The sequence below is a fragment of the Psychrobacter sp. ASPA161_9 genome, from assembly GCF_051970275.1.
In the GTDB taxonomy this organism is placed as follows: Bacteria; Pseudomonadota; Gammaproteobacteria; order Pseudomonadales; family Moraxellaceae; genus Psychrobacter.
This window is the reverse complement of the sequence record NZ_JBEFNI010000008.1, coordinates 119,257-137,406: the sequence shown is the minus strand read 5'-3', so window position 1 is coordinate 137,406 and position 18,150 is coordinate 119,257. Positions and strand designations below refer to the sequence as shown.

Genomic DNA, 18,150 nt, shown 5'->3' with positions numbered 1-18,150 from the left:
TGTTATCGTTGAGTTTAGTATGATGAGGTAGTCTGTAACATTATTATTCTAAACAGCAACTATCTACGCTAACATGCCGAGCATAACAAATATCCATACGACAGCGGCCATAATACCAGCGATGATGTCATCAAGCATAATACCAAGACCGCCTGCGACCTTCTTATCTGCCCAACCAATCGGTGGAGGTTTAATAATATCAAAAAAACGGAAAAGCACAAATGCGACGATAAGGGCGATGATAGATAAACTTTGCGATATATCTTGCCAAAAGTTTGCTGCCGTGAGACCCATATAAGAGAAAGGTAATAAGGTAATCCAAATACCTGCCCATTCATCCCAAACAATATGCGGATCATCATGACCTTGCATCAGCTCAGATGTGCGACCGCATATCCAAATACCTATAATGCAGGATAAAATGGTAATAATCAAAAATGGGACAAACCCTAAGCTTAATAGCGGTATGGCGACGATTAATCCACCAACCGTTCCCCAAGTACCAGGGGCACGGCGGGGCAGACCACTACCTAAACCAATACCAAGCCAATAAACCACACGATCAAGCATGCTAGCATTTGCTGGTAGAGGTGGGCAGTCATTGGCTTTGCTGATATCAGGCTTAGATAGGTCATGATCGGTCATGGATTAACCTGCAAAATGTTGGTAACCAGTAAGATTGGGCCATGTAGAGAATGGTGCGGGATGAGTCGGTGTTACTGGCTGGTTTTGATAGAAAATTTCTGGACGTGACTTTTTTGGAGATAGATTGGTTGATGCATCTGTGCCAGCGTCTATCTTATCTACCATTGCTATAACCTCGCCAATACAGGTGACTGGAGTGTTGCCGCTATTATTAACAGGGGGCTCAATATGAGCAGGTAGGGTAAAGGCCAATTCGTAATCATCACCACCAGCCAGCTGACATAATAAGCGCTCAGATAAATCAACGCTTGCTAACGGTTTGCTAGTAGGTAGCTGCTCTAGATTAATCCGCATACTAACGCTGCTCTGCTGACAAATATGTCCAAGATCTTGATAAAGACCATCAGAGATATCTATCATCGCGGTGGCGCCAATTTTGGCTAATGCTGCACCTAATGCAATACGCGGGGTCGGCATGTGCAGACGATGCGCCAGCTCCACGCCTTGAGCGTTGTCAGGATACTTTAAGGCATAGGCGGCATCGCCAAGTGACCCTGATACATAGACTTTATCGCCAACTTGCGCGCCTGAGCGGTAGACTGCTGGCGTGTCTGCGGCTAGTAGTCCTTGCGCGCTGACACTAAGTATTAAATTATCGCTGCGCGTGGTATCACCACCAATAAGGGTGACACCGAATAATTGACAAGCATGAAATAAGCCTTTGGCAAATTCAGTAAGCCATTGCTGATTGGCTAATCGTTCTGGTAATGCCAATGCTAGTAGAATGCTATGCGGTGTCGCGCCCATAGCAGCGATATCTGAGACATTGACTGCCACTGCTTTATAACCAATGGCAAATGCCAGCTCGTTAACTTGATCCCAATCGGCACTAAAATGTCGACCTTGAACTAAGGTATCGATGCAGCTAACTAAGCGCGCTTCTGACGGCAATGACATTACTGCAGCATCATCGCCAATGCCCTTTTCGACATCATAAGGCAAAGGATGTGCTGCTTGCATTTGTGAGAATATACGCTCAATCAGCTCAAATTCATTCATGGTTAGTCTTGGCTTTTTGCATCAGCATCGTCTAGTTCAGTGCTATCTAGTACAGTATCTTTTGCATCAACACTAACCATATTAGAATCGCTTAGACCAATATCTGCTGCAGTATTGTCGTTGCTTTCGTTGCTTTCGTTGCTTTCGTTGCTTTCGTTGCTTTCGTTGCTTTCGTTGCTTTCGTTGCTTTCGTTGCTTTCGTTGCTGTCATAATTAGCAACTACGTCTTCTTCTACAGGTTTTTCATTGACGACACTTTCGGTACTAGCAGCAGCGTCATTCACGTTATCAGTCACAGCTGGTTTAATGCTCTCTTTTTCAACCGTGTTTTCAGCATCGTCTTTTTTACTCGCCTTAAAGTCACTAATGTTTGCACTGGCTTTACTAACGCTAGTGCGTTTGATAGTGGCATTGTTAGCACTGATACGTGGCTTATTTGAAACAGTTGGTTTTTCTTCAATGCCATGTGTATCGGCATTATTATCTGTATTCGTATCAGTTTTTACTGCAGGTTTAGCAGCCGTTTTTTGTGAGGTGCGTAGATTGGCTTTGATATCTGCTTGCACTTCAACGTCGCGTAGCTCAACTGCCATTTTATCTAGTACGGCGTTAATTAATTTATGGGCATCAGTCGCACCAAAGTGATTATTTAGCTTCATTGCTTCATCAAGCACTACTTTATAAGGAATCTCTAGGCGATTCTGTAGCTCATAAGCACCGATAAGTAAGATGGCATGCTCAACGGTATCGAGCTTATCGATTTCACGATCGAGATGCTGACTAATAAGCGCATCTAGCGCTTCAATCTGTTCTGGGATATCACGCATCATTTCATGATAATAGCCAATATGTACCGTATGCATAGCATTGGTTGCGCGCGTACGTGCAGCGATATCATGCGGCGCATTGGCCTTCCAGCCAAGCTTACCATCTATATCGAAGCGACGATCTGTAACGAGCCATTCGTATAGACCTTGCATAGCAAAGCGCCGTGCCTTACGGACAGCGGTGTGACTGGTCTTATAAGAAGACTCACTCATATCGAAGTTTTGATCACCCGCACTGCTGCTCGCTATACTGGTAGCTTCAGCCTTTTCAGCATCGGTTTGTGCGGTTTTCGCAGCGCTAATAGCGCGCTTGAGTTGGTCAGTCATAGGGGGTCTGTACCTAAATTTTTGAGATGATACCTATCCAAAAAATAAATGAGCATTATTAAATTTGCTACTTTATTTTTTGAAAATAGTATAGAAATACGGCGAAAATTCAAAAAATAGCCAATTTTTAGCAGGCTAATACTATTTAGGTGCTGCTATCATTAAGTAACAGCACCAATCAAACAATGGGATTAAACAACGCTAATCATTTAATCATATCTTTAAAAACGGTCACTTTTTAATAAAGTCTGAGTTAATAAAGCTTAAGCGTCATCACTATCATCGTCAATATCTAACTGTGATAGAACCGCAATCATCTCTAGCACAACCATCGCCGCTTCAGAGCCTTTATTACCAGCTTTCGTGCCAGAGCGTTCAATAGCTTGCTCAATGCTATCGGTCGTCAATACCCCATTGGCAACTGGAATATTATAATCAATAGCAACACTGCTTAAGCCTTTTGCAGACTCGCTAGCCACAAAGTCAAAATGCGGCGTGCTACCACGAATAATCGCGCCTAAAGCAATGATAGCGTCAAAGCGATCTGACTCAGCAGCGCGCTGGGCAACCAATGGTAATTCAAATGCACCAGGTACACGGATAACGGTAATATTGCTACCCAATACGCCATGACGGAGTAGGGCATCAATTGCACCATCAACTAATGACTCCACGACGAATCCATTAAAACGACCAACGACGATACCAATGCGGGCATCTTCATTTTGGTGTAGGTTGCCATCGATATGGGTCACGTCATTGCGTTGCTGTTGTAAATTCGACATAAAAAATCCTTTGCTTAATAAAGTTTAATTAAAATATAGGAGTAAGTTAGTAGCTAAATATAATTATTGGTTCAAATAGCTTGGTCGACTATATGTTCGACTATCTAGTTAATTATTAAATGAACTAGTAGTTAAATGAACGAAAATAAGTGGTTAGCACTATGATAACATTTTTTGCAGATGCATTTGCATTTTACAAACGTATTACAGGCGCATCTGTATACCTTGTGCTGCCATGTATTCTTTGGCTTCTTGAACCGTATACTCACCAAAGTGAAAAATACTGGCGGCGAGTACCGCATCTACGCCGCCTTGTAATATACCTTCTGCTAAATGTTGTAAATTACCGACACCGCCTGAGGCGATAACGGGTACATTAACTCGGCTAGTAATCTGTTGCATCAAGGCTAAATCATAACCTTTTTTGGTGCCATCACCGTCCATTGACGTGACTAGTAGTTCGCCAGCACCCAGCTCAGCCATTTTGCTCGCCCAAGCAACCGCATCAATACCGGTTGGCTTGCGACCACCATGGGTAAAAATTTCCCAACGCGGCATGATGATGCCATCAACTTCAATGTCAGCGACGCGTTTGGCATCGATCGCCACGACGATACATTGATTGCCAAACTTCTGCGATGCCTCACCGACGAATTCAGGCGTAAACACTGCTGCCGAATTAATCGCGACTTTATCCGCGCCAGCATTGAGCAAGTTACGAATATCGGTAATTTTACGCACGCCGCCACCGACGGTTAATGGCACAAATACCGTTTCTGCCATACGCTCAACGGTATGATAAGTAGTATCGCGCTCATCGTTAGTAGCCGTAATGTCCAAAAAGGTAATCTCATCAGCGCCTTGTTCGTTGTAGCGCTTTGCTACTTCAACTGGGTCGCCTGCGTCTTTAATATCGACAAACTGCACGCCTTTGACCACGCGTCCATTATCAACGTCCAAACAAGGAATGATACGCTTTGCTAACATAGGGTCTTTCACCTTATAATCAATTCATTCTGTAAGCGCTAGTCTAGCAAAATCACTGCCATATCAGGCAGGTTTTCGTAAGATTATTACGCTTTTCATTATAGTTTGCTCATGCGCGGTACAATTACTGTCATTACCGTCCACATTCGCCCTATTTAACTTATTATTCCATTGCCAAAAGTGAGATGTCATGTCCGTCTATACCCAGTTAACCAATGATCAGTTTGCCGCCTTTTGCCAAAGTTTTGGCGTATCTTTCGTGCGTGCCATTCCGATTACCCAAGGTATCAAAAACTCTAACTGGTTTATTCAGACAACTGATGATGTAGATGGCGCGCACTCTTACGTATTTACTTTATTTGAAGAGCGTCCACCAGAAGACATCGAAAAAATGGCGGTCATTTTAAATCAATTAGATGGTAAATTACCGGTCGCTGCGCCGTTATCATTGGTTGATAGCGAAGAAAAATGCTATGTCATTCAGTATGATAATAAAGCGATTACCTTGGTGCCTTGTCTGGCTGGCGCGCATCCACAGCAAACCACGCAAGCCATGTGTCATGAGATTGGTGGCGCTTTGGCGATGCTGCATGAGACCCTGCAAGCGCTGCAACCTGCGCAAGAATACGGCGTACCTTTATATCCATGGAGCGATGTACGCGATCGTGAAATGCAGTTTATGCCCGGTGACGAAGCCAAGCTAATGAGCGATATTTGGCAGTCATATAGCACATTACCGCTTGCCAGCTTGCCAAAAGGACTATGTCATTTAGATATGTTTGCGGACAATACACTATGGAATCTACAGAAGGGTGAAGAGCGTCTGACTGGTCTGTTAGACTTTACCGAAGTCAGCGTCGAGCACTATGTGATGGATATCGCTATTACTATCAATGACTTTTGTACCACTTGGGGCGATGCAGAGCAAGGCGAGCGAGTTCACTTTGACCGTAGTAAAATGACTGCCTTTTTACAAGGCTACGAGTCAAAACGTCCGCTTAATAACGATGAAAAACGTGCTTTACCTGTTATGCTGGCAAAAGCGGCTGTTATTTTTTGGCTATTACGTCTCAACGTCATTCACTACAATCGCACCGAAGGGCGGACTGGCGATAACATCATGGTCAAAAATCCTGACCTAATGAAACGTCTTGCCGCTTATCATTGGTCGCATGTAGAAAAAGCGCAAAACATCGTTTTTGTACTGTTAAATACTAGTTTAAATGCCAGTAAAGACAATCAAATAGCTGGCATTTTTAGCAATATTAAGCAAGCTGAGCAAGCACGTGAAAATCTAAAGTCTGACAGCGAGTTTGAAATCAAAGAATACAAGTTAGATGCATTAGCATAAGCCATTTTTGTTCAATTATTCATGTACCAAAACCTCAAAGGTGATCTCATGACCAATCAAGTCGACAACTGGCACAAACTAGCGCGCTACGATACCAATATGCAAGGTGAGCTGCACGCCAACCTGCTACGTAATAACGGCATTACCGTGTCCTTGCAGCCGCTAAGCGCTATCCCGGGTATGAACTCTGGTATCGTACTTTGGGTGCAAGATGAGGATTTGGCGCAAGCACAGGATATCTTAAGTAATATTGATACAGATACTAGTGGTGAAGTGCTGCTAGACAATATGAGCGACACAGACCTTGGTATCATATCAGATACTCAGGTTGATCAAGACTCTCAAGGCACTCAAAATAGTCAAGACAATCCAGATAGCTTAGACAATCAAACTGATAACGGCGGTAACTTATAAATGTGTCAGCTTTTAGGAATGAACTGTAATACTCCAACCGATATCGGTTTTAGCTTTGCAGGGTTTCGTCGTCGCGGCGGCATGACAGACAGTCATGAGGATGGCTTTGGTATTGCATTCTTTGAGCGTAGTGACTGTTTTAATAACGGCAACTTTAATGGTGATGGCGCGGCCAATGCTTCAACCGGACTGCGCTTGTTCCATGACAATCGCCCAAGCCACTTATCGCCAGTTGCAGACTTGGTTAATAATTATCCAATCAAAGCCATGAACGTCATAGCTCATATTCGTAAAGCTACCCAAGGACAGAATTGCCTAGCGAATACGCATCCATTCGTCCGTGAAGTCTGGGGTGAGCAGTGGGTATTTGCTCATAACGGACAGATGAATAGCGAGTTTATTAAACGCTGTCAGCGTCTGCAAGATAATGGCAATGCCTCACATTGCCAGCCAGTCGGTTCAACCGATTCTGAAATGGCGTTTTGTTATTTGGTCAATCGTCTTAAAAGCAGCTTTAAAACCCGTCCTGATGATCAAACGCTGTTTAACTTTTTGACCACCCAATGTCGTTATTTATCAGCTAACGGTCTGTTTAACTGCCTTATATCAAACGGTCGATGGCAAATGGCTTATGCTGGTAGCTTGTTGTTTTATCTTACGCGTAAAGCACCGTTTGGTGAGGCGAAATTGGCAGATGATGATTTGGCGATTAATTTTGGTGATGTGACCACAGACACTGATAAAGTGACGATTCTAGTGACTGTGCCACTGACTGAAAATGAAAAATGGCAACAGTTAGCGGTCAATGAATGTCTAATATTCCAAGATGGTGACGTCATTTATAAAGACAGCCCAAGTCAGCGTAAGTTTTTGACGATTGATGAAGGGATTGCGATTGCACGGTCGGTTGGGGCGAGTGTTTAGTGCTGGCGAATATTTAATGTTGATTAGATATACATTCCACAACACCGTTTAAACTTCTCACCTGAACCACAAATACATGGCTGCTTTTGGCTGACAGTCATTGCGACCGTAGGATCTAAAAAGTACCAGTGCGCATCATTATTCGCTTTGTCTTTTACCTTTACAAAGGCAGACAGTTCATGATGCGCTTGTATCATTTCTTCTACACTATCAGCCGCACTATCTGTTGTATGGAAGTAAGCCTTAAATTCAACTTGCGCATGCCGTTTACTGAGTTTTGGCGTGTGTGCTACGATTTCTAAACCTGCCCAATCTGTCTCTTTTGCCCAAGACTCAATCGCCTTGATATCTAACAAGTTTTGCTGCGCGGATAGATAGCGTGGTTTTGACGATATATTCTGGCTTGACCAATACAAAGGCACTATAACGCGTGCGCATTAATCGCTCAGCAGTGTCCGCTTTTATATCGTCTGCATTATCATTTTCTTCATTAGCTTCTTTATTACATATGCCATCGTGATAAGGCTGACAGCAATCCTTATAAGGTAGGGGCGCGCTGATGTCATCTGATGACGGATTAATTTTGCAAGGGCAGGTCTGTGCGGAAATTGACATTATTTACTCAAGTTGTTATTTACATTTTTAGCGGTTCTATGAATTTTAATTCAGCCAGTTTTCCAACATTTCTGGCAAGATGCCAACTTTTAGCTGTGCCCAAGGTGCTGGGTCACGTAGCTGCTGCCAAAATGCATCAAACGGTGGTGCAAAATATACCAAGAGCGCAAGGATGACGTACAGTAGCAGATACCACCATTTATCTTTATGCTGATAAAATTTCATCGCCGTGCCCGATGAGCGCTTCATTTTCATATTTGATAAATTAACGCTATATAACTCATCCAAAGCCAAATGTACCATCGCACCGCCGAATAAAAACAAGCCGTAAAACCAGCTAACCGTTAACGGTAAGTTTAAAACATCGTAGCTGACATAGGTCATTCCAAGCCCCAATATAGCCATATAAGGTACGGAGTGGATGACACCACGATGCACAGTCATATTAGTAAAAATAGTGAACACCACGTAACGCATAAAACCATAGCCCGCTAGCCATAATGCTATCAATGCCAGCAAACTCAGCTCACTGCGCCAATGCATCACCAGTCCAAAGGCAAAGATAAAGGAGGTGATATTGAACCCAAGCTTAATCGGTGTCGAGTTATCAGAATCTAAATCAGGTAGCAGCCCACCAATGGTGCCAAGCGCCACGCACATCAAAAACCCTGAGTCATCAATCAGTCCCGCTTTGTAAACTGTCAAACTGAGCGTACCACTGACCATGAATGCAACATTTAAGTGGGTGTTAAAATTTGCCATAAAAACTCATCAATAAATAGCGCGCGAAACGTTCATTTCGAGCCGCTCGTCTAGCAGTAAAAAAGCGCTCCATGATATCATAGACATGCCAGTCGTCTAATAGAGATAGTGAACATGACCGCCACTGATTTACCTGTCAAACCTTATCCAACTGCTTCTTCTGATGCTTCTACTAATAACCCAGCTGTATGCGACAGCAGGCTCGATGACAGCTTTGCAGAAATTAACTGGCAAGCACCATGGCTATGTCATTTGAACCGGTTGAACTACATCAGTAAAACTATCACTCAGCTAAGTGGCTTAAATGACCTAAATGCTGAGCACTTTAATGCAAAACCTTCTGATATTAAATCTTTTAATACAGATATAATCGAAAATATGCCTGATATTATCGCAAAAGTGTTAAATACAGCGTTGCAGCAACAGGCTGATGGTTTACAACAGCCATTGCCGCAAACCAAACCTGCGCATAACAATGAAGCCCAAACTATAAAATTTGTCTCGCAAAATGCATTACCGGAGGGCGAGGCTTACGAGAGTTTTATCGCCACGACTGGCAATATTCCGACGCGTGACAACTTGCATGATTTATTTAACGGCAGTATTTGGTTAACTTTTCCCAAGACTAAAGCCTTGCTCAATTATTATCATATGCTTGAAATCGAGCAGCAAGGTATTAGAGCTAGTCGAGGGCGCGTCCGCGATACCATTACGGTATTTGATGAAAATGGCGCAGTGCTAGTCACAGCTGACCCTAGTATTGGCGAGGCGCTCATTGATTTTGACTGGCAGGGGAGTTTGGTAAGTACGCGTTCGAAATGGGATGACCCTAAACAAATTAATATCAATTCTCAAGCAGCGGTCTATATTTTTGGACACGCCTTGCTTGAGCAGCTGATACAACCGCGCAAACCTCTATGTGCCCATAGTATCGTGATAAATGTAGCGCAAGATTTCTTCGCCTTGGCACTATCTGAGCGTATGCAATATTTGGATAATGCAGTTGCCGAACATATGGATAACTTATTATCACAAGATAAGGTTATACCACGTCAACTTGCACCCTTGCCTATTTTGGGCGTACCACACTTTTGGTCAGAGAATGCCAATCTTGGCTTTTACGATGATAGCTACGTGTTTCGCAGCGGTCGCCGCCGTAAAAAATGACATGCGATGGTATACCTTGCCAATAAACCGCTAAGCTACTGTTGCGGTTACGATTGTGCCACGATTTGATAACGTCTAGGCGGTTAACAAAGCGTCGTTTATTTGTTATGGTAAAAGGAACATATTGTTAACCCTAAAGATATACTTAATATCTTTAGCTCATTCAGACTGTTTCATAAAATTATAATTTTTGATAAAACAATAAATAAACTATCTAGCCACCAGTCATAAGCATAAATTTATAATAGTTTATGCTCAGGATCTATAACAACGATAAGGAAGCTACCATGAGTGATATCTTTAATGTAAAAGACACCATTTCGGTCGATGGCAAGGAGCACGCCTACTACAGCTTGCCAGAGCTGACCAAAACTTATGAAAATATTAGCAAGCTACCATTTTGTATGAAGGTAGTACTAGAAAACCTATTACGTAACGAAGATGGCGGGCAGTCTGTCGGCAAAAACCATATCGAAGCGGTTGCCAACTGGGATGCAGCAGCAGAGGCCTCAAAAGAAATCGCCTTTATGCCAGCGCGTGTGGTGCTGCAGGATTTCACTGGTGTACCATCGGTCGTCGATTTAGCAGCGATGCGTGATGCGGTGGTCAAGCTTGGCGGTAAAGCTGAGCAAATCAATCCGTTCATTCCTAGTGAACTGGTCGTTGACCACTCGGTGCAAGTCGATGTGTATGGTCGCGAAGACTCGCTTGATTTGAACGAAAAAATTGAATTTAAGCGTAACAATGAGCGTTATGAGTTCTTGCATTGGGGACGTAATGCTTTTGAAAACTTCGTCGTTGTACCACCAGCAACAGGTATCGTGCATCAGGTTAACTTAGAGTATCTAGCGCGTGTCGTGATGGCTGCTGATGTCGACGGTGAACTGACGGCTTATCCTGATACGGTATTTGGTACTGACAGTCACACCACCATGATTAATGGTATTGGTGTACTTGGTTGGGGTGTTGGCGGTATTGAAGCGGAAGCGGCGATGCTTGGTCAACCATCATCGATGCTGATTCCACAAGTCGTTGGTTTTGAGCTGACGGGCAAACTCACTGAAGGCGTTACGGCAACTGACTTAGTATTACGTGTGGTTGAGATGTTGCGTAAGCATGGCGTAGTTGGCAAGTTCGTTGAATTCTACGGTGAAGGCTTACACCAAATGCCACTTGCTGACCGAGCAACTATTGCCAATATGTCTCCAGAATATGGTGCGACTTGTGGTATTTTCCCAATTGACCAAATGGCGATTGATTATTTACGTCTATCAGGTCGTGACGAAGCACAAATTGAATTGGTTGAAAAATACGCCAAGGCGCAAGGCATGTGGCATGATGCCGATACTAAAGCGGCGACTTATTCAAGTAACTTGCAGTTAGATCTCAGTACTGTCCAACCTGCACTAGCTGGTCCTAACCTACCGCAGCAGCGTATCAATCTATCTGATATGCACGAAAAATTTGGCGAGACCTTAAAAGAGATGACTAAGGGTCGTAAAGTCGATGTCGAAGCCAAGGTGCGTTTTGACGAAGAAGGCGGTAAGCAAGAGCAGGCTAAAAAGTTAGCAGCCAAACCGAATCCGTTCTGCGCGGATGGTAGCACCTCTTGTACTATCAGAATCGAAGATAAAGAGTATAAGTTACGTGATGGTTCTGTCGTGATTGCGGCCATTACCTCTTGTACCAACACTTCAAACCCTGCCGTTATGATTGGCGCAGGCTTAGTCGCTAAAAAAGCAGCGGCTAAAGGGCTGACCGCTAAACCATGGGTTAAAACTTCTCTTGCACCAGGCTCAAAAGTTGTGACCGATTATCTTGAAAAGTCTCAGCTAATGGATGAACTTGAGAAAGTAGGTTTCTATCTGGTCGGTTATGGTTGTACTACTTGTATCGGTAACTCAGGTCCACTGTTAGATGCGATTGAAGAGGCTATCGAAGAAAGTGATTTGGTTGCCGCAGCCGTACTATCAGGTAACCGTAACTTTGAGGGTCGTATCCACTCACATGTGAAAGCGAGCTACTTGGCTTCACCGCCACTGGTTGTTGCTTATGCACTAGCAGGTACGGTCGATATTGACTTGACCACGCATCCACTAGGTCAAGACCTAGAGGGTAATGATGTCTTCTTAAAAGATATCTGGCCGACCTCGGAAGAGATCAACGAGCTGATTGCCAATAATATCGATGCTGAAATGTTCCGCAAAAACTACGGTGAAGTATTTGACGGTAGTGCAGCATGGAATGCTATTAGCTCAGCAGATAGCCAGCTGTATCCATGGAGTGAAGAATCTACTTACATTAAGAACCCACCGTTCTTTGATGATATGACCATGGAGCCAGAAGGTATCCTAGATATCGAAGGTGCGCGTATCCTAGGTTTATTCGGTGATTCAATCACTACTGACCATATCTCACCAGCCGGTAACATCGATGCCGACTCACCAGCAGGTAAGTACTTGCAAGAGCGCGGTGTAATGGAAGCTGACTTTAACAGCTATGGCTCGCGCCGTGGTAATGACGCGGTCATGACTCGTGGTACCTTTGCCAACATCCGTATCAAAAACTCAATGATGGATGGTAAAGAGGGTGGTTATACTTATTACTTCAAAGACGACAAAGCTACGCTACAAGACGGCAAAGAAATGGCCATCTATGATGCAGCCATGAAGTATAAAGAAGATAAGCGTCCGCTAGTAGTACTTGGCGGTGCAGAGTACGGTTCTGGCTCTAGCCGTGACTGGGCAGCGAAAGGTACTATTCTACTTGGTGTAAAAGCAGTACTGACGACCTCGTTCGAGCGTATTCACCGTTCAAACTTAGTGGGCATGGGCGTATTGCCATTGACCTTTAAAGATGGCGAGAATGCTGACACTTACAAGCTTGATGGTTCAGAAGTGATTAGTATTACAGGGCTGGACAATGGCGAGAGCAAAACCGCCAAAGTCACTGCTACTCGTGCCGATGGTTCAGAAGAAGTGTTTGAAGTGAATGTCGGTCTGCAGACGCCAAAAGAGCGTGAATACGTGCGTCATGGCGGTGTATTGCACTATGTCCTACGCCAGCTCGCTACTGACAGCAAAGACGCTGCGTAATGGTTGATTAGAGTTAGAATAAGAGAAAGCCCAATCGTTATGGTTGGGCTTTTTTTTGATAATTTTTTAGGGCTGTTATTTTTAAAATAAGACGCATGGTCTGTAGGGTGAGTTAGCAAAGCATCACCCAATTTAATGACTTAAACTCTTTTACTCAACCCTTCTCAGTCAAAAGCTTAACCCCCAAGCCAATAAATACCACACCACTTATTTTATTTAAAATGGATTCGGTTGTTGGGTTTTCTCTCAAGCTTTTACTAAACTGTGACGCCAATAGTGCCAAACATGTGCACCATATTAGACCGGTTACAGCAAAAGTAAGTCCTAAAATTAAAAAGGACAACATGCCATGAGCGTAATTAGAGTCGACAAAATGGGGAAAGAACGCTAAGAAGAATAAGGCCACTTTTGGATTAAAAACATTGGTTAATACACCTTGTTTATATATTTGCCCATAATCTAGAGATTTGGAGTTTGCGAGTGTTTTATCTTCGTTTAATTCGTTTGCTACTGAAGCTTCAGGTTTACTGGTTATCATTTTAAAGCCTAGATAACACAAGTAGATTGCACCAACATATTTGACTATCGTAAATGCGATTGGAGATTGAGCCAATAATAATGACAATCCTAGCGCTGCAAACAAAGTATGCACTAAAATACCAGAAGTAATACCCAACACAGAATAAAAACCAGCTTGTCTTCCTTGTGAGACACTACGCGTGATAATGTACATGCTATCCGTGCCTGGGGTCAGGTTCAGTAAAATAGCTGCTAAGATAAACCCCAGATAGTTCTCAATACCAAACATCGCCAACCTGCCTTTTAAATATCATAAAAAAAGCGGGTATTAGCGGAAAATAATGCTCCGCTGATACCCGCTTAATCAAAGCATTTTATTAATAATCTTTATCAACAGAGTCAACGTTATTAGCTGAAAGAGAATCTTCTTTCATCTCTTTGCGCTGTCTGGCACTCGGTCTTTCAATCAAAATATAGAGCACTATACCAATCACAATCGCGTAAATCGTCGATTGCGCTGCAGGCATGGCCAGAGTCACTGCTACGATACCAGCAACACCGCGCTCAGCAGAGTTTTTGAGCTGTTCAATACCGACCATAATACAAATGTAGGCGGTCAATAATAGCGTTAGTGACAACGCGATGGGCAACACAGGCTTAAACAACGTGACCAATGGCAGCATAAATATCGCCACCAGTCCTGTCCACCAGAATGTACCGCCGCCACTATAGATGGAGTCCATCGCCTTCCGACCTAGCGCATAGCGCTCCGCAAGCGTAGCATGAGCAGCAGTCCAGATAGGTCCAGCAAGTCCTGGCCATGGTGCAAATAGAGCATGTACACCATTACGGATACCTGTGACCACGTGGATACGAGTAATATTGGTCTCGATTTTTTCGTCAGGGCGGATACTGTCCACACGCTCGCTCAGCGCTTTGCCCACCAAGATATCACCAAAGGCGATGACATAAGCAATCATTGCGGTAGGGAAGGCCAATAAGAAGACACTAATATCAGGCATACCGACGTTAAATATAAGATAGTCGGTCATCAGGCCAAAGTTCGGCTGGGTAATGCCCCATTCAATATCGGGCAGAGGATATTCACCGATAGCCCAACCAACGACCATAGCAACCAACATACCTGAGATCATACCCAGGTTAGCTAGCATTTTTGCATAGCGATTGCTCTGAATCTTATCTTTAAAAGAAACTGAAAACAGCACGTAAGCGGAGATAATCGCACCAATAATGAGGGAGACTGGCGTCGCTTCAACACGGCCACCTACTTTAATTTCACCCATCAAGGCCGCAATACCAGCGCCAATGATGATACCGGCTTTTAAGGAGTTAGGAATAAAGCTTACTAAGCGATTACCAAATCCGGTAAGACCTAACACAATGAAGATTAAAAACACCTCTAACTGGAGTACAAACATCGCTTGTACAGCTTGAGGTCCAGGCTCAAAAGCTTGCAGATATAAAAGGACGACCGGGATAGCAGGCGTAATCCAGCCCGGTACCAATGGCACACCAAGCAATGATGGCAATAGATACATTAGCCCTGCGACCACACAAAATGCCAGTGCCGCATCATATGGCATGCCCAGATATTGCTCTAACAAGGGAATCATGCCAAGGCTGACCACGAACATGAACAAACCCTGAATCATCTCAGGGATTTCCCAACGGTAATGTACAAAGGGTAGGCGTATTTTGAAGGGACCGGCAGGCCAATAAGGCTGTTCTTCACCGTGCTTACGAACGATAGCCATCGTCTTAAATCCTTTTAAGTAAGTATTTTATGGAGCTAGCTTTAATTTAAATTGGTTAGAATTTTTCTCTTAAAATAATAAAGGGTAAATAATCCCATTGAATAGTATTGACCAATTATATAGTCGATACTAAATAAAATGGATACGTTATTTAATAACGCAAAACTGGTATAAATTTTTCTGGCTTGCTGTGCCTACGCCGACAGAGGCTACAAAAAATTCACCCCAGTCCCGCTGTATCTTTTTCATATTGGACTGACTATAAGTACTGTTTGGCTAAACCTTTTGAAAAAAATTCTTATTTGAAGGTTGGTTATAGATTTATCAAAAATAATTAAGCGAAATTAATAGTCAAACTGCTTTTGGGTGTTTTTCGAAAAATATGATACGTGGTTAAAATAATTAAAGCAATTATGCTTGTAAGGAAAAAAGCCCAGTCACAATAGATTGTGGCTGGGCTTCCTGTTTATAACTCATATCCTATAACTCACATCTATTAGTAAGATATATTAATAATATTTGTCAGTAATAAATATCTCATAACTCACTTATTCTGTTTAACATCTTATTTAACGTTGTCACCCCAAGTTACGATAGGCTTAGTTAAACGATGATTCGATGCTGCACTTTTGGCACCAACGATACTTGCAAGGAAAGTTAAAATAGTACTGATTAACCAAAATAGACCACTGTACAATGCTGCTTTACGCGCAACGTCTTCAGCTTGTTGTAAATTTTGATCTACCGTTTGTTGCGCCTGTGCGATGTATTGCTCAGTTTTCATTTTATACTCGTTGAATGACTGTACTACTTCTGAACGTACTTCAGTAGCCTGCGCTTTGGTCAAACCTTCTTGCTGTAAGCGATTGATAAGTTCAGGGCCTTGTAGCGTTTGTTCGATAGATGCCATACGTTGTTTAGCATACTCATCAATATGACGCCATGTATCGATACTCGTGAAGTCCATATCAGCAACTTCAGTTTTAGTTTCGTTTACCAACTCATCCAATACATTGGTTGTTGCTTGGATTTGCTGATCGTTTAAGTTTTGAGTATTCTTGGCGACTAGAGCACTGATATCTTCTTTACTGATGTTGCCAGATACCGTTTGATAAACTTCTTGCGCTTTTTGTTGAACTTGTTGGACTGTACCTTCTGGGGCGGCAATTGCTGCCGTACTTGCTGCTGATGTGCCAGCTGCTGCTACACCGCCTGCTGTTTTTGCTACTGTACTAACCGTACTACCAACTGCATTACCAGCTGAGGCTAGGATGCCAGTGGCACTACTAAGAGTGAAAAACGTGGTTAGTAATACAATTAAAGCGGCAGTAAGCATACCCGTTAGAGTAGCGTCTTTTGGATCGACATCTGTACCGTCGCCGAATAAGGCTTCAGGGGCTGAGTATTTAATCGCAAAAAAACCTGCTACATAGGCACTGACTAATGCAGTGATAGCAGCATAGATACCAGCTGCGATACTGGTGCCTTTTAGATCAAAAGGGATAAATGAGCTTAAAACTAAGGCGATGGCAATCATTGCCATAACAACAATCAGTCCCATCACGAGACCTGCTAGCACACCGCGCCATGATGGGCGACGTTGGGGCGTATAGGTAGGTAACATAACAATTCCTTATCACATGTTATTTAAATGCTAGTTTGCATATTGCTGTCATCAATTCTTATACAGAGGTTTATAAATATCCTCTGATAAGTACAACGCAATCATATTAAAAAGGTAGTTATATTCATAATACAGTTAGGTAGAAAAACACTAACATTGTGTATAGAGATGTTAATCTGTGTCACCAAATCAGTTGAGCGTAAACTTGTGTGGATTTGTCGTTAATACGGTTAACTTATTGATTGTAAAGTTGAAATTTATTACTTTCGGAAAAACGAATATATAAAATGAGAGGTTTTTAGAGAGGCAGTTAAAGCTATTGGATAAAAGACAGACATAAAAAAATCCCAGTCATAATAAATTATGACTGGGATTTTTAGTGGTACGCTTATTAGTCTAATCTTATGCTTAAAAGGTGCTAAGCAAAAGTGCTGATAAGTGACGCCGAATAGTGGCGTCCCCAGGGGGATTCGAACCCCCGTTACCGCCGTGAAAGGGCGGTGTCCTAGGCCTCTAGACGATGGGGACGCATAGAGTGTTATAACCAATGGTTACAACGGTACTTCACAATATCAGATAGCTTATCTATTAATAATAGAGCAAGCATTGCCTAGGTGCTGATATCGTCCTACTAGCGAGTATTTATTATAAAATTCAGTAGTACTGAGCTTTGCTATAAATAGTATGGTGGAGCTAAACGGAGTCGAACCGTTGACCCCTTGCATGCCATGCAAGTGCTCTACCAACTGAGCTATAGCCCCTCGCTAAGAGTGTGCGTATTTTAGGTAAGAGTGGCAGTGTTGTCAACAGCTATTTTAAAAATAGTTCATAAATATGCTAAAAAATACGTTTAAAGCTGTTTTATTAGCGTTATGAGTTCAAATTAACGTGGGTTTTGCTTGATAGCTATCTCTTTTAGGGCTTTGTCGGTAAAAAACTCTTCTTCACTGCCATCAGAGAAAACGATGGCGCAACATTCAGTTGGGATATATTGACCGCCTTTTTCTCGGACAGTGCTTATGCCTTTAAAGCCTATAATCTCAGACTCGGTTAATCGCGCTGACTTATTATAATCACAGTAAGTTGTATATATCCACTTTAGGTCTTCAAAGTCTTGCCCTGTCGTAAGGGTAAGTTTTGCATCATAAAGCTCTTTTACGATCGCATCATAGTATTTCTGCGCTTCTTTTAGCGTGTTAAAGACATAATCTTTGCTTTCTATTGTGATGGTTTTGGCGGCCATATTTATTTCCAATTAACGTAATGCTGATATC

General features: G+C 42.8%; 15 protein-coding genes, 2 tRNA genes and 1 pseudogene. 5 read left to right on the top strand and 13 right to left on the bottom strand.

Going from position 1 to position 18,150, the window contains the following annotated elements; translation table 11 throughout:
* Positions 1-63 precede the first annotated feature (63 nt).
* The 5 genes from ACTQ9S_RS10545 to hisF all read right to left on the bottom strand — a co-directional run bounded on the left by ACTQ9S_RS10545 (position 64) and on the right by hisF (position 4,630).
* Positions 64-645 (bottom strand): phosphatidylglycerophosphatase A family protein, encoded by a 582-nt coding sequence (locus ACTQ9S_RS10545; protein WP_350657291.1) that lies wholly within the window; start codon positions 643-645, stop codon positions 64-66.
* Positions 646-648: 3 nt separating this feature from the next.
* Complete coding sequence (gene thiL / locus ACTQ9S_RS10540) at positions 649-1,704, bottom strand: thiamine-phosphate kinase (RefSeq protein ID WP_440454909.1); 1,056 nt, start codon at positions 1,702-1,704, stop codon at positions 649-651.
* Positions 1,705-1,706: 2 nt separating this feature from the next.
* Positions 1,707-2,858: a transcription antitermination factor NusB gene (gene nusB / locus ACTQ9S_RS10535; protein WP_440454908.1), complete on the bottom strand. Its 1,152-nt coding sequence runs from the start codon at positions 2,856-2,858 to the stop codon at positions 1,707-1,709.
* Positions 2,859-3,121: 263 nt separating this feature from the next.
* On the bottom strand, positions 3,122-3,643 hold the full coding sequence (gene ribH / locus ACTQ9S_RS10530; protein WP_010200525.1) for a 6,7-dimethyl-8-ribityllumazine synthase: 522 nt from the start codon (positions 3,641-3,643) through the stop codon (positions 3,122-3,124).
* Positions 3,644-3,847: 204 nt separating this feature from the next.
* Positions 3,848-4,630 carry an imidazole glycerol phosphate synthase subunit HisF gene (hisF, locus tag ACTQ9S_RS10525; RefSeq protein WP_440454907.1) on the bottom strand — a complete coding sequence of 261 codons (783 nt, stop codon included), beginning with the start codon at positions 4,628-4,630 and terminating at the stop codon, positions 3,848-3,850.
* Positions 4,631-4,820: 190 nt separating this feature from the next.
* On the opposite strand from hisF, the gene ACTQ9S_RS10520 reads away from it, so the two are divergent.
* From ACTQ9S_RS10520 to ACTQ9S_RS10510, 3 genes are read left to right on the top strand one after another with little or no spacing between them, the layout of a single operon-like run.
* The gene (locus tag ACTQ9S_RS10520; protein ID WP_440454906.1) at positions 4,821-5,981 is read left to right on the top strand and encodes a homoserine kinase; all 1,161 of its coding nucleotides are present in this window, start codon (positions 4,821-4,823) and stop codon (positions 5,979-5,981) included.
* Between the two features lie 48 nt (positions 5,982-6,029).
* A complete protein-coding gene (locus ACTQ9S_RS10515) occupies positions 6,030-6,395 on the top strand; it encodes a hypothetical protein (RefSeq protein WP_228138873.1) in 366 nt (121 codons plus the stop codon).
* Positions 6,396-7,319, top strand: coding sequence for a class II glutamine amidotransferase (locus ACTQ9S_RS10510; RefSeq protein ID WP_068329782.1), 924 nt, complete (start codon positions 6,396-6,398; stop codon positions 7,317-7,319). It abuts the gene before it with no gap.
* A 23-nt stretch (positions 7,320-7,342) separates the two neighbouring features.
* Here the strand turns inward: ACTQ9S_RS10510 and ACTQ9S_RS10505 are convergent.
* Both ACTQ9S_RS10505 and ACTQ9S_RS10500 read right to left on the bottom strand, forming a co-directional pair.
* Positions 7,343-7,928, bottom strand: a pseudogene (locus tag ACTQ9S_RS10505) (YchJ family protein).
* Positions 7,929-7,979: 51 nt separating this feature from the next.
* A complete protein-coding gene (locus tag ACTQ9S_RS10500; RefSeq protein WP_068038506.1) occupies positions 7,980-8,696 on the bottom strand; it encodes a metal-dependent hydrolase in 717 nt (238 codons plus the stop codon).
* Positions 8,697-8,810: 114 nt separating this feature from the next.
* Here ACTQ9S_RS10500 and ACTQ9S_RS10495 point away from each other — a divergent pair, with 114 nt between their 5' ends.
* Positions 8,811-9,863, top strand: coding sequence for a DUF3025 domain-containing protein (locus ACTQ9S_RS10495; RefSeq protein WP_440454905.1), 1,053 nt, complete (start codon positions 8,811-8,813; stop codon positions 9,861-9,863).
* Positions 9,864-10,150: 287 nt separating this feature from the next.
* Positions 10,151-12,958 carry an aconitate hydratase AcnA gene (gene acnA / locus ACTQ9S_RS10490; protein WP_440454904.1) on the top strand — a complete coding sequence of 936 codons (2,808 nt, stop codon included), beginning with the start codon at positions 10,151-10,153 and terminating at the stop codon, positions 12,956-12,958.
* A 154-nt stretch (positions 12,959-13,112) separates the two neighbouring features.
* Here acnA and ACTQ9S_RS10485 read toward each other — a convergent pair whose 3' ends face one another.
* From ACTQ9S_RS10485 to ACTQ9S_RS10460, 6 genes are all read right to left on the bottom strand, one after another.
* On the bottom strand, positions 13,113-13,766 hold the full coding sequence (locus ACTQ9S_RS10485; protein ID WP_440454903.1) for a LysE family translocator: 654 nt from the start codon (positions 13,764-13,766) through the stop codon (positions 13,113-13,115).
* An 88-nt stretch (positions 13,767-13,854) separates the two neighbouring features.
* Positions 13,855-15,252 carry a solute carrier family 23 protein gene (locus ACTQ9S_RS10480; RefSeq protein ID WP_440454902.1) on the bottom strand — a complete coding sequence of 466 codons (1,398 nt, stop codon included), beginning with the start codon at positions 15,250-15,252 and terminating at the stop codon, positions 13,855-13,857.
* Between the two features lie 565 nt (positions 15,253-15,817).
* Complete coding sequence (locus ACTQ9S_RS10475) at positions 15,818-16,876, bottom strand: hypothetical protein (protein WP_440454901.1); 1,059 nt, start codon at positions 16,874-16,876, stop codon at positions 15,818-15,820.
* Positions 16,877-17,328: 452 nt separating this feature from the next.
* Positions 17,329-17,404 (bottom strand) — tRNA-Glu (locus tag ACTQ9S_RS10470).
* 157 nt (positions 17,405-17,561) lie between these two features.
* Positions 17,562-17,637: transfer RNA gene (locus ACTQ9S_RS10465), tRNA-Ala, on the bottom strand.
* A 122-nt stretch (positions 17,638-17,759) separates the two neighbouring features.
* Positions 17,760-18,119, bottom strand: coding sequence for a hypothetical protein (locus tag ACTQ9S_RS10460; protein WP_350657307.1), 360 nt, complete (start codon positions 18,117-18,119; stop codon positions 17,760-17,762).
* Positions 18,120-18,150: the final 31 nt, after the last annotated feature.